The sequence below is a fragment of the Leuconostoc inhae genome, assembly GCF_019656015.1.
Taxonomy (GTDB): Bacteria; Bacillota; Bacilli; order Lactobacillales; family Lactobacillaceae; genus Leuconostoc; species Leuconostoc inhae_A.
Genome location: NZ_BPKW01000001.1, coordinates 247,270 through 260,090 on the forward strand (window position 1 = coordinate 247,270; position 12,821 = coordinate 260,090).

General features: G+C 33.9%; 14 protein-coding genes, 1 tRNA gene and 1 other annotated feature (1 of these 16 running past the window's edge). Of the genes, 10 read left to right on the forward strand and 5 right to left on the reverse strand.

Annotation, left to right across the window (positions count from 1 at the left end):
• Window positions 1–27: 27 nt before the first annotated feature.
• Window positions 28–1,059 (reverse strand): lactonase family protein, encoded by a 1,032-nt coding sequence (locus K5Q14_RS01185; RefSeq protein ID WP_220734002.1) that lies wholly within the window; start codon window positions 1,057–1,059, stop codon window positions 28–30.
• Window positions 1,060–1,180: 121 nt separating this feature from the next.
• On the opposite strand from K5Q14_RS01185, the gene K5Q14_RS01190 reads away from it, so the two are divergent.
• The 3 genes from K5Q14_RS01190 to K5Q14_RS01200 are packed head-to-tail and all read left to right on the forward strand — an operon-like array spanning window position 1,181 to window position 5,675.
• Window positions 1,181–2,344, forward strand: coding sequence for a metallophosphoesterase family protein (locus K5Q14_RS01190; protein ID WP_220734003.1), 1,164 nt, complete (start codon window positions 1,181–1,183; stop codon window positions 2,342–2,344).
• Window positions 2,345–2,350: 6 nt separating this feature from the next.
• The gene (locus tag K5Q14_RS01195; RefSeq protein WP_220734004.1) at window positions 2,351–4,717 is read left to right on the forward strand and encodes an ATP-binding protein; all 2,367 of its coding nucleotides are present in this window, start codon (window positions 2,351–2,353) and stop codon (window positions 4,715–4,717) included.
• Between the two features lie 13 nt (window positions 4,718–4,730).
• The gene (locus tag K5Q14_RS01200; RefSeq protein WP_220734005.1) at window positions 4,731–5,675 is read left to right on the forward strand and encodes a 3'-5' exoribonuclease YhaM family protein; all 945 of its coding nucleotides are present in this window, start codon (window positions 4,731–4,733) and stop codon (window positions 5,673–5,675) included.
• A gap of 57 nt (window positions 5,676–5,732) precedes the next feature.
• Here K5Q14_RS01200 and K5Q14_RS01205 read toward each other — a convergent pair whose 3' ends face one another.
• From K5Q14_RS01205 to K5Q14_RS01215, 3 genes are read right to left on the reverse strand one after another with little or no spacing between them, the layout of a single operon-like run.
• Entirely contained in the window at window positions 5,733–6,641 is a 909-nt protein-coding gene (locus tag K5Q14_RS01205) for a peptidyl-prolyl cis-trans isomerase (RefSeq protein ID WP_220734006.1), read from the reverse strand.
• Between the two features lie 54 nt (window positions 6,642–6,695).
• Window positions 6,696–6,935, reverse strand: a complete 240-nt coding sequence (locus K5Q14_RS01210) for a hypothetical protein (protein ID WP_220734007.1) — start codon at window positions 6,933–6,935, stop codon at window positions 6,696–6,698.
• Window position 6,936: 1 nt separating this feature from the next.
• Window positions 6,937–7,368 (reverse strand): HIT family protein, encoded by a 432-nt coding sequence (locus tag K5Q14_RS01215; RefSeq protein WP_220734008.1) that lies wholly within the window; start codon window positions 7,366–7,368, stop codon window positions 6,937–6,939.
• 71 nt (window positions 7,369–7,439) lie between these two features.
• On the opposite strand from K5Q14_RS01215, the gene K5Q14_RS01220 reads away from it, so the two are divergent.
• The 5 genes from K5Q14_RS01220 (at window position 7,440) to K5Q14_RS01240 (ending at window position 11,110) form a co-directional block, all read left to right on the forward strand.
• Window positions 7,440–8,180, forward strand: a complete 741-nt coding sequence (locus K5Q14_RS01220; RefSeq protein WP_220734009.1) for an ABC transporter ATP-binding protein — start codon at window positions 7,440–7,442, stop codon at window positions 8,178–8,180.
• Entirely contained in the window at window positions 8,170–9,429 is a 1,260-nt protein-coding gene (locus K5Q14_RS01225) for an ABC transporter permease (protein WP_220734010.1), read from the forward strand. Before K5Q14_RS01220 ends, K5Q14_RS01225 begins: the two co-directional genes overlap by 11 nt.
• A gap of 62 nt (window positions 9,430–9,491) precedes the next feature.
• Window positions 9,492–10,151 carry a tRNA (guanosine(46)-N7)-methyltransferase TrmB gene (gene trmB / locus K5Q14_RS01230; protein ID WP_220734011.1) on the forward strand — a complete coding sequence of 220 codons (660 nt, stop codon included), beginning with the start codon at window positions 9,492–9,494 and terminating at the stop codon, window positions 10,149–10,151.
• A gap of 44 nt (window positions 10,152–10,195) precedes the next feature.
• Entirely contained in the window at window positions 10,196–10,690 is a 495-nt protein-coding gene (locus K5Q14_RS01235; RefSeq protein WP_220734012.1) for a MepB family protein, read from the forward strand.
• A 99-nt stretch (window positions 10,691–10,789) separates the two neighbouring features.
• Entirely contained in the window at window positions 10,790–11,110 is a 321-nt protein-coding gene (locus K5Q14_RS01240) for a DMT family transporter (protein ID WP_220734013.1), read from the forward strand.
• A gap of 284 nt (window positions 11,111–11,394) precedes the next feature.
• Here the strand turns inward: K5Q14_RS01240 and K5Q14_RS01245 are convergent.
• Window positions 11,395–11,468 (reverse strand) — tRNA-Arg (locus tag K5Q14_RS01245).
• Between the two features lie 117 nt (window positions 11,469–11,585).
• Here K5Q14_RS01245 and K5Q14_RS01250 point away from each other — a divergent pair.
• Window positions 11,586–12,104 (forward strand): molecular chaperone, encoded by a 519-nt coding sequence (locus tag K5Q14_RS01250; RefSeq protein ID WP_220734014.1) that lies wholly within the window; start codon window positions 11,586–11,588, stop codon window positions 12,102–12,104.
• Window positions 12,105–12,132: 28 nt separating this feature from the next.
• Window positions 12,133–12,708: a TetR/AcrR family transcriptional regulator gene (locus K5Q14_RS01255; protein ID WP_220734015.1), complete on the forward strand. Its 576-nt coding sequence runs from the start codon at window positions 12,133–12,135 to the stop codon at window positions 12,706–12,708.
• A 60-nt stretch (window positions 12,709–12,768) separates the two neighbouring features.
• Window positions 12,769–12,821: a sequence feature (ribosomal protein L21 leader region), on the forward strand; it runs 31 nt beyond the window's last position.

Below are 12,821 nucleotides of genomic sequence, written 5' to 3' on the forward strand. Positions count from 1 at the left end.
AAAAGCGCTTAACTAGCGCTTTTTTGATTAGTATTCAAATACAACACGAACGCCTTCAGGAATAGTAAAGTTTTTTTGTAATAGAGATAACTCGCCAGATTGACTATCACGTGCGTACAATGACACATTATCAGTATCTTGGTTGGCTACAACGAGATACTTTTGGTTAACATCCCAATTCATATCACGCGGGAATTTACCTTCGGTGCTAATTAGCTGAATTCGTTCAATTTCTGAACCTTCGTTACCAATTTTGAAGACAGCAACAGAGTTATGACCCCGGTTTGAAGCATAAATAAATTTACCGTCATCACTTAGACGTAGGGCAGCTGACCCATTATGCTCTGTCCAATCACTAGGAATGGTTGAGGCAGTCATAACATGTTCGAACGACCCGTCCTCTTTGTTATATTTAAGAACACTTAGTAAACTAGATAGCTCACCGAGTAGGTAAGCATATTGTCCATCCGCTGAAAATCTTACATGACGTGGGCCAAATCCTTCTTCTGTTTGGAATCGAGAAGCTTCGGTTAAAGTACCACTGTCGCTCACATCAAAAGTAATCACCTCATCTGTACCAAGATCAATAGCGACAAGACGCTTGTCGGGTGTGAGGTTAGCAAAATGAATATGTGATGAGCTTTGTTCAGGACGAGGACCTGAACCATTATTTTGCCAAGTATCAACAAGAATCAAATTACCATCGGGTTGAATGCTATATGATTCAACCGTTCCACGATGATAATAACCGGCAAAAACTAGCTGCCGTTCTTCATCAACACCAATATAAGCTGGTGCGGACCCTTCACTTAGCTGTGAGTCAATTTCAGCAATCGGACGAACTGAGTTGTCTAGTGTGACAATACCGCCCTGACCATCACGATTCTCAACAGTATAAACCTTGTTTGCCTTAGATAATGCTAAATAAGTTGGATTTGTTAACTCGTCGATGAATGTTGGGTTTTGTAATTGTTGCGATTCAGTATCTAATTCAGCTTCATAAAGGCCTTGTGAAATACGTTTTGTATAGGTACCAAATAAAATCTTATATATTGCCATTTTTTGTCTCCTCAATAAACTATTGATATTATACCACAAATGTAAGGGGTTTCACAAGTTGAGAAACAGTTACATATTCAGTATAATATAATTAGCGAACATATGTTCAAGAAAGGTTACTATGAAATTTATTCATGCAGCAGATATTCATCTGGGCAACCCATTCATTGGATTAGACCAAACATTACCGAATGGACTTAAAAAATTGGTTCAACAGTCGACATTAACAGCGTTTAAAGATTTAATTAGTTCATCTATTTCTGAAAAAATTGATTTTTTAGTTATTTCAGGTGACTTATATAATGCAACTCAAAATAGTCCTCAAATTCAAGAGAGTGTTAATCAACAGTTTGAACGTCTAAATCGTGCTGATATAGCTGTTTTTTTGAGTTTTGGTAATCATGATTTTGAAGCTAATAAACAAAGTCATCTTGCTTGGCCAAAAAACGTGCATGTGTTTGAACAAAGTGTTGAAACAAAATATTTAACGCTTAAAACAGGTGAAAAAATTGCTTTAACGGGATTCAGTTATCAAACACAACGTCAGACAAAAAAAGTCATTAATGATTTTCCGGTAAAGACAGAGACAACAGATTATCACATCGGCTTATATCATGGTGCCATTGGTATAGATGGCGATCCCTATGCGCCATTTAACGTAGGAGAGATGTTGAGAAAAAATTATGACTACTGGGCTCTAGGGCATATTCATTTGCGGCAAAAATTAAATGATCAACCATTTATTGGTTATTCAGGTGTATTACAAGGCCTTAACCGTAAAGAAGTGGGAGAGAAGGGTTATTATTTAGTGACCAGTAAGAATCATGTGCTAATACCTAAATTTCATGCCATTTCGCCAATTATATGGGAAGAATTAATTTTGTCGGAAGTAAGTGATGAACTTGATTTAATTAATCAAGTGTTAAATTATAAGTCTACTAAAATAACGTTTTTATCGGTCAAAATTACAGCACAGTTGGATAATTTACTAAACCAACGTTTAGCAAGTGGTACGACATTAGAAAAGCTACGTGAAAAAACGCCGATGAATTTGTGGATAGTCAATTTAACAACTGCTCATGAAATGTTAAATTTACTTGCTGAGGATAATATTGATCAAAAATATTGGCTAGAATCGTTTGAGACAGTTTTCTCTAACTTTGTTATATCGGACTATGTTTCTAATCAAGCACCAACCTTTGTTCGTGACTATTTTATGGGTGAAGAAGGGAAAAAAAGTTTGCAAAATAAGATGCAACAACTAATACAGTCTCGAAAGGTATAACAAATAATGATAATAAAGCAGGTAGAAATTAGTGGGTTTGGTCAGTGGTCACAAAAAAAAATTGATTTTGTCACTGACTTTCAAGTCATATCTGGTCAAAATGAGTCTGGTAAATCAACATTACGTGCGTTTATTGTTGGTATTTTATTTGGTTTTCCATCTAAAAAGAGTAACACAAATGTTTATGATCCAAAAGATGGTAGTCAGTATGGTGGCAGTCTTATCGCTGATTTTGACAATACGCTTGTTAAAATAACACGTCTTGGCCGAACAAAATCAGAGTTAACCATCACATACCTATCTAATCAGTTAAACGTTGTAAATCCAGAAAAATGGTTAACAAATCAACTTGCACCGCTCAATCGAGATGTATTTAACAGTATTTTTAATTTTAGTCAGCAAGATTTATCGAAAATATCACAGTTAAAAGGAATAGATTTACAAAAATTATTGTTAAATATTGGCGCCATTGGTAGTTCAGGTTGGCTTGAAATCGCTGCTGATCTTGAAAAACACGCAGATAAGCAGTTTGCACAACGAGCAACAGGCAAACGGCCGTTAAATATTGCTGCTAAGCAATATGAGGAACATAATGAGTTATTACTAGCTAAGAATGAAGAAATGGCCGCCTATGTCTCTGAGAATGAAAATATTGCAATACAAACGCAAATCTTATCGCAAAATTATGACGAAGTTCGCCAATTAACACATCGTGTGCAGACTAGCCAAAATGTGATACAAAAATATAAATTATATCAATCAGCGCAATTATTGCAAACAAAAGTTACAGCATCTGTGTCAGCGGTTACAGATACTGATGTCGCTTCACTGCAACGGTTAAAAATTGGTATTGATACGCATCAACACAAAATAAATGAGTTAAATAAATTAATTGAGAAAACGCCACAAACAAAAGATTTTATCGAACAGTACGATGCAACATCAGAATTAGTAAAAATTCAAGTTGCTGAACGTCATTTGCAGGAGCAAATTAATCAAAGAAATGACATGATGGCGAATGAAAAACGCCTTGGCCAGCGTTTTTTGAGTAAAAAAATACCAGAACTATTGACTAGTTCAGAACAAAAAGCACTGAGTAATAAAAACAAAAGTATAATCATGATATTGATTGGTCTTTTGTTTGGTATCGTGTCTTTTTTTACTGTTAAAGCATTTGTTGTTGTGGCGTTGTTAATAATTGTATATGGTTACTATCTTTTTCAGACACGTCGTAAATTGCTTCATAAGATACAAAAACGTTATAATATGATGTCTTTTTCAGATATCGAGTTGCTTCAATCAAATATTAAGCAATTATCTGATTTGCAGCATCAACTCGTAGCGATAGATACAGATATTTTGGATAAAAAAAATAAAATCAGAGCACAATTGTTACCAATTGCTGATCATTTTCAAGTACAGTTAAGCGATGATGAATATGAGGCTGTGATTATAGAATTGTTTCATATTAATGATCAGCAACATATAAAGGCTGAAAATAATGTTGTCATGCTTGCGCAAACAAATCAACGTGTTTTAGCAGAGATTAAACATCATCAGGAACAGTTGGTGCAACAATTGTCTGATCAGCAAAATATATTACAAAAATATCATGTGATTAATGAACAAGAGTTACTCGTTTTAAAGCAAAATTATGTGGATCAAAGTCGAAATAAACAGCGATATGACGACATGATGCAACAAATTGAACCTGAAACGATAATTAAATTACAAAAACTGAATGATGAAAAAGAATTAAGCGAACAATTGATATTATTGCAAAATAAATTAGAACAAACACAGCGTATTGGGTTAAATTTACAGGCACAATTATCAGATATGCAAGCGAAACAAAAACAGCGAATCAGCCACGACCAATTTTTATCTTTACAACAAAATTTGGCTGATGAACAGACGAGCTTGATTGAACAATTTGGCGATTACATAACAGAAAAAATGGTTGTTGAGTGGATTGATCAAGCTTTGCAATTAGCCACACAAAATCGTTTTCCAAAAATGCAACATATCGCTACAGATTATTTTAAACGCCTCACTGGTGGCAAGTATGTAGCTATTCAATTTGATAAAAATGACTTGAATCTGATTAGTTTATCAGGCCAAAAATATGGTGTGATTGAATTATCAACAGGCACACAAGAACAATTATACGTTGCATTACGATTGGCTTTGAGTCGTGTTATAGCAGATATTGTCACTGTACCACTGTTGATTGATGACGGCTTTGTTAACTTTGACTCGACAAGAAAACAGACAATGATTGACATTTTACAAGAAACTGCTAAGCAACAGCAAATTTTTTATTTTACTACGTCATTTTCACATATGACGAAAATTAATGTGATAAACTTGTAAGAAGAGGTAACCTATGGCTAAATTATTAACAGAATATATCGATACAGAGCATGTTGATTCCTTTGCGTTAATCAAGAGTGCTGATATCCGTTTAACAAAAACGGGAAAAACATATTTGAATTTACTTTTTTCAGATCGTTCAGGTGATTTACCTGGTAATCTTTGGGATGCAACAGATGACCAAATAAAATCATTAATACCTGGAAAAATTGTTAAATTGCAAGGTGTGCGTGGTGCATATCAAGATAAACCACAGGTACAAATTACAAATTTGCGTTTGTCAGAAACAGGGGAACCAAGTAATCCAACAGATTTTATGGTTCACGCGCCACTCAAAGAAGATGAAATGAATGACGAATTGGGTGATTTTATTTTAATGATAACTAATCCAACTTGGAATAGATTAGTACGTAAAATTTTTTCTTTGTATCATGATCAATTTTTAAGTTTTCCTGCAGCAAAATCAAATCATCATGCCTTTGCTGGTGGCTTGGCGTTTCATTCTTTGTCTATTGCTAAGCTAGCTAAAAGTGTTGTGGCACAATATCCACAACTAAATAGTGATTTATTGATAACTGGCGCTTTATTGCACGACTTAGGAAAAACAATTGAATTGTCTGGGGCAATAGCAACACATTACACACTTGCTGGTAATTTAATAGGGCACATTACATTAATTGATGAGCAAATTGTTTTAGTTGCAAATGAACTGCACTTTGATCTTCAGTCGGAAGAAATGATTTTAATACGTCATGTTGTGTTAGCTCATCATGGCATTTTAGAATATGGTTCACCAGTCCGTCCTTCTGTTATGGAAGCGGAAGTTTTGCATCAATTAGATGAAATAGATGCAGGTATTCAAATGATGACTACGGCGCTCAATAAAACGGAGTCAAAAACATTTTCAGATCGTATTTTTGGTCTTGATAATAGGAGATTCTATAAAATTTCAGAATAAAATTATTAAAAATATAAAAAATGCGTTACGCCTTTTAAAGGCGTAACGCATTTTTACTTACTTAGATGATGAAATACCTGCCGTCATGTAAGAATTTAACGCATTTTTGAGTTGGGAATCTTTGACATTTACGTTTTCCTTGCGTAAAATTTTACCAATGATTGCTTGAATCTTAGCTGTGTTTTTTTGATCGTTTAAGAATGTTGAAACAATTTTGTCTGATAGTTTACTACGGACGCTGTTTAAATTGGGCTTAGTAGTTGTTTTATTTAATTGAATAACATAGAATCCACCGTTTGAACCAGTTACCGGAGAATCTGAATAATCATTTGTCTTGTTCAGCTTAAATGCAGCTGCTTGAACAGCTGCATCGATACTTGTGCTTGTTGAGTCAAATGGTGGTAGTTTACCATTTTGTTTGGCATAAGTTTTTTCAGTTGTATATTTTTTATAAACCGTATTCCAATTATCACCCGATTTCAATGCTTCAATAGCTTGCTTAGCAGAGTTGTCATCTTTAGCAGTTATCATGGAGATAGTTATATTTTGATGATAATCTTTATAAGCTTGATTGATTTGCTTATCTGTCACTTTATAGTTTGCTTTGATAGCGGCATTCATGATTAAATTGTTTTTGATGTTTGTTTTGAATTGCTCTTCAGTTGCATTGTTTGATGCCAATACACTTTTAAATGAATCACCATATTGTGCTTTTTGTGTATCGTAAGCATTTTGAACATCTGTTTTTGAAACGTTGCCGCCATATTGATTATCAAGTACTTTGTTAATCGTCATGTTAGCAAATTCTTGTTGGCCAGCTGAAGATTTTTTTACATCATTGATAAATTGTTTTTCTGTAATTTTTCCTGAGTCAGAAGTCATCAATGTTTTTGATGAATTTAAACCCAAAAAGATAAGACCACCGATAAATATTACAGTAAGTAGCCCCCAAATAAATTTACGCATGTTGTGTTTCCCTTTTCTGATTAGTATTTGAATAGTTTACCATAAAAAAAGCGATTACGCTTTAAACTTTGATAGTTCAGCATTCAAGTGATCCGTTGTTTTCTGAATTCGATCTAAATGCGGTTTATTTTTAAAATTCATCTTCTCGATATCAATTTGAATATCATCGCGAATAGTTTGTGCTTTTATTAATTGTTCAGACACATTTTTTTGTTGTGACTGTAATTTTTTTGTTAATGCAGCAATTGTTTTAAGTTGTGCGATTAATTGTTTGAAATCATCAAAAAACTTCATGTTAATCCTTTCTGAATTGCGTTGAAATAGCGTTAGCAATAGCTTGATATTTTTCGTCAGAAAAATTTGCACTGTGATCAATTGTTGGCGCAAGAGTAGAAGTAAGGCCGTCATCGTCATAACGAGGTATGAGATGCCAATGGGAGTATAGAACAGTTTGGCCTGCTGAGGGGCCATTATTAGATTGTATGTTGATACCACTAATTTTAGGATTGCTATTTTTGATTGCTCGAGCAATCATAGGCAGTTTTAAGAGTACTTTTTTAGCTGTAGTGTCATCATAGCCAAAAATATCTGCAACATGTTTTTTTGGTACAACAAGTGTATGTCCAGGTGTCACTTGTGAAATATCCAGAAATGCTAAGACGTCGTCATCCTCATAGACTTTGTAACTGGGTATTTCGCCGGCAATAATTTTATCAAAAATAGTCATGTGTTAACCTCATTTCATTTTGTTACTTTCATTATACCAAATAACACATTGTGCCTGTTATAATAGATTGTATGGGATTAAAAATAAAAAAAATATCCGGCGGCTATGTCGGTAATACAGTTTTGAAAAATGTGTCATTTGAAGTTGCTAATGGTGAAATTGTTGCTTTGATTGGTTTAAATGGTGCAGGTAAGTCGACGACTATTAATCATATCATCGGTGAATTACAGCCGCAACAAGGAACAATTATGTTGAATAATATTTATTTAGCACAAACGCCTACTGCTTTTAAATCTCAAATCGCTTACATTCCGGAACAACCAATTTTGTATGATGAATTGACGTTAGGAGAACATTTACATTTAATGCTGGCAGCTCATGAGATAGATAATGCTGTGACATGGTCACGTGTTTTTGACTTACTCAAATTATTTCGTTTAGAAGATAAACTACATTGGCTGCCTATTCATTTTTCAAAGGGCATGCGTCAAAAGGTTATGTTAGTATCTGCATTCATGTTAGATGCACCATTGTTAATTGTTGATGAACCATTTTTAGGTTTGGATACATTAGCACAAAAGGATGTTGTGCGCTTGATACGAGAACAAGCAGAAAAAGGCAATAGCGTGTTAATGACAACACATTTGTTGTCTTCTGCGGCAAAATTTGTTGATAAATTCATTGTGTTACATGAGGGTAGCGTACAATTTGTTGGAACACCTATAGCACTGGCAAATGCGCATGGTTTGACGTTGAATAGCTTGGATGATTTTTTTGATTTGATGTACGAGGATACGGCTGATGAAACTTAACGAGTTGTTTATGCAACGCTTTATTCGTGCACAAAATAGAAATATTAAATATTTGAAATTGCTTTTTAATGATCATTTTGTTGTATTTCTCTTGATTGCTTTTGGAGCTAGTATTTTAGGTTATAGACAATTAATTGTGTCCCCGCAGTTTACATCAATTTGGCAATCAGCATGGTGGCAATTATTTGATGTCTTATGGCTAATTATTGGATTACAAATGGGGACGTTAGTGACCTATTTTAAACCAGCAGATCGTCTTTACTTATTGAGTAATGATCGTGTAATTGCAAAAAGCTACATGAAGCGCAGCATTGAGGTTAGTGCAGTTTATGGTTTTTTGTGGCAAATAATGTTTATGGCTTTACTAATACCTGTATTATTGCAAACGCATATTTTTTCACCCTGGCGTTTAGGAACTTTATTGTTATTTACGTTGAGTTATAAGTTGTTATTGTTGCTAGTATTGCGCGATAGCCTGTTTTTAAAATCACGTGTTAATATTTTAAACGAGCACAATGTGATTAAGTATGCCTTATATAACGGCATTGTACCTGGAATAATAATGATGCTTATTTTACAATTACCATCCAATTTCATCTGGATTGTTACTTGTTTATGGAGTTTTTTAGCATTTTTATGCGGCTACTTTTTTTATATTGACGATAAAAAAGCTGAGCAATTAGCGCTTGATTGGCCAAAAATAATATCACAAGCCAGTAGACATGAGCAACGCGTGCTACATTTCTATGCAACATTTGCTGAGATACCTAATCAGCCAAGGACTATTAAACGCCGGCAATATCTTGATTTTGTGATTCAAAAATTGACAAAACATCGTCCAGTAATGTATCGTTTATATCTAATACAGTTAATACGAGATACTGAAGTATTACCATTATTAGTGCGGTTAGAATTTGTTGGTGTTATTGTCATATATGCACTGAAAAGCGCGCCTATTTGGCTTATTGCAACAATTGCTGCCTTGATAATGTATCTTATCATTTTTCAAATGATGCCAATTTACTCAAACATTAAACAAAATTTGTGGACAAAGTTGCTACCAATAGACGAAAAAACAAAGCAAAAAGCTTTTCAGCAACTGGCTAAACAAGTAATGTATGTTACGACAATTTTATTGGTAATGGTTAGTTTTTTACATGGCTGGTTGACAGCAATTGTCGTCATAACTATTATGGGCATCATCGGTATTTTTTTGAACCAACTGTATATTCTTAACAAAATAAAATAAATAACAGAAAGTAAGCGTATGGCACTTAATTTAATATTAACTGCCATACGTCGAGACATAATATGCATCTTAGAGCAAAACCCTGGGCATCTGCTTGGTTAGCAGAGCATTCGGATATTGTTATTGATCAAAAACAAGCAACAGAACAGATTGGTAAATGGCAAATGCTATTTGATCAAAAAAAACCAATTCATATAGAAATTGGTTCTGGAAAAGGGCAGTTTATCCTTGGCATGGCATTAGCACATCCAGAAATAAATTATATAGGTATGGAGATTCAAGAAACAGCCATAGCTATTGCAGCCCGTAAAAGTTTTGAACAAGTTGGGAAATTACCTAACTTGCGCTATATTTATGGAAATGGGAATGGCGTAGAAACTTACTTTGAAAGGGCTGAAGTTGAAAAATTGTATCTTAATTTTTCTGATCCATGGCCGAAAACGCGTCATGAATCACGTCGACTAACTTACAAATCTTTTTTAAAGTCATATGCTGCCGTTCTACCTGAAAAAGGTGAAGTAGAGTTTAAAACAGATAACCGCCATTTATTTGAATACTCGATGGTTAGTTTCATGAATTATGGTATGCGGTGGTCAACGGATGATTATTCTTTAGATTTACATCAAGATAATGACAAAGTTTTAGGTAATATAGAAACTGAGTACGAACAGAAGTTTATGGCTAAAGGTCAACCTATTTATAAGATTAAGGCTCACTTTTAATTTTATTCGAGCGGTATTATGATTAAAGGAGTATTAGTGTCACTATGAAACAGTCTATAGAGTTAATGGAAAGAAGTGTTACAAATAAACTAGCGTATAATATTGAGATGATTAGTGAAGAATCTCAAAATTCATTGTATGAAGGCTTTACATTTCGATTAAAAGATAAAAAATTTCGCAGCCGATTAGCAAAAAAGACGCCCACAAAAAAGGGATATTTTGTTGCTTTTTGGGAAAAAGATAGTCATTCTAAAAATAAACCATTTGATTATGATAATAGTCCAGATTTTTTAATAATTAATGTGATTGATTTGCATAAGCAAGGGCAGTTTGTATTTCCTAAGGCGTTATTAGTGCAAAAAAAAATATTGGTATCTGCGAATTCCAAAGGAAAGATGGCATTAAGAGTTTATCCGGATTGGGTTAAGGATCTAAACAAAACGGCTGTACAAACACAACAATGGCAAACACCTTATTTTATTGATCTGTCAAAAGATTTGATTGATTCTGCTAAATTAAAGCAGTTGTATACACTTTGAATACAAAATTATGTGTAGGTGTAGATTACAAATTGAAATAAAAAGCGTGATAGGTTTGATATTTAAGTCTATTTCAATAGCTATCAGGAAGGATTTTATATGCCGTGGATTTATTTATTACTTGCTGGCTTTTCGGAAATACTATGGTCAACTACTATGAAATTAAGTCAGGGGTTTACAAAAGTTGGTTGGGCCAGTTTAACTGTTATTGGTTTGGTTGCGAGTATGCTTTTTTTGTTACAGGCAGTTAAATATTTGCCATTTAGTTTGGCTTATCCAATTTGGACAGGGATTGGTGCAGTTGGTTCAGTGGTAATTGGGGTCATACTATTTCACGATAAATTTCCACCAATTACTTGGCTTTTTATTATTTTATTAGTCGTTGCAATTATTGGTATTAAAGTAACTGCTGGAGAATGATAGTGGTTACTATTTGAAAAATACTTGATAAAATTTTATTTACTAGTTGACATAGACAAACCACCTAATGAAAGGTGGCGTGTTTGTATAGTATGGCAGGGGAATATAAAATGAAAATCAATTTGTGTTTAAATACTCTGTGAAAGATATAATTGGCAACTTAAAATTGTCATAAGTAATTATAAATGTTATGTTACTGCAATTGTATACTGAAGAATAGTTGATATTAATGTATAAAAATAAAAAAAACTGTTTTACCAATATAACAGGTAAAACAGTCATAATGCGCGGGGGGGGAGTCGAACCCTCGACCTGCCGGGTAGAAACCGGCTGCTCTATCCAGCTGAGCTACCAGCGCAGTACAATATACATGATAGCATAAAAAAACTAAATATCAAAGATTTAATTTATCTATTTTTTAAATTTAATTAATTATAGTATACTGTAGTTAAGTAAATTACAGAGGATTGAACATATGAGAAAAGCATTTATCGCATTAGGCGTGATCTTTGTAGCATTATTAGTGGCATTTGCCACATTTAATCAACAACCTAAATATGCGGGTGTTTCGATGCCTAGATCAGATTATCGGCATTTGGAGCAGTCACGCCGCAGCATTAAAACTTTTATTTCAGCATTAGATGATTTTGATTACCAAGATGCTAAAACAATGACTGCTGTTGAAAAGTCGGGGAATCAAATTATTAAGCATAATAGTACTAATTTGAGTAATACCGACTCTCAGGCATTACGTGATGCACTGTATGGTAAAACGGGCATTATTACAATCGTGCAAACAGCTAAAAAAGGTCATTATAATATTGATAGTAGTGTCGCGTCACGTTTTCATGATAAATTTGATACGATTATCACAATGTCAGTGAATGCTATGAATAAAAGTTCGGCACAACGCGCGGATATTGTGACACAGATGAAAGTAGACTTAAATATCGAAGCGGCAATATATAGAATAGGCGCGAAGAATGAGGAGTAAAACATAGTGTCATTTTTCGGGAGAAATTATGGTTAAGAAAGAAGATGCACGCGTTTTACGAACAAAAAGAAATATTGAAGAAGCAACAATTACGCTATTAACAACGCAACCTAATTTTTCGATTACTTTGTTACTACGTCGTGCAGATATTACTCGGGGCACTTTTTATAAGTATTATCAAAATAAAGAACATCTAATTTCTGAGGTCAATCATACATTGATACTGGAATTTATGAAACATACACAAGGTAAATTCCATGTTGCCGAAATGATTCAATCTGTGAGTGATCGTGCTGCTTTTTATAATGCAGTACTTAATTTGCACAATAACTCAGGTTATATTAAAACACTGATGTCGCGAATGAGAATGCAGATGCAATCACAACTGGGAATTATTGAAGACGAGGAATTATACAGGCATCAACTTTTTCAATGGGAAATCATCATAGGTGGTTTTTGGGCATTGATTTCAAAATGGCTGTTAGACAATATGAATGTGGCACAAACTAAGTTATTGCAAGAATTTATAGAAGTGTTACGTGTTGATGCAACTGGCTGGACACAAACTGGGTTGAACTTGTTTGACTTTGAGAGTATTAATTAAAAATAAATCTGTATAATATTGACGCTATTGTTATTTTTTGTTATAATTGATAGGTTGTTAGCATAGCTACAACCACTCGGAACAGGTTGAAGTACGTGTCGGACCAGAGCCGG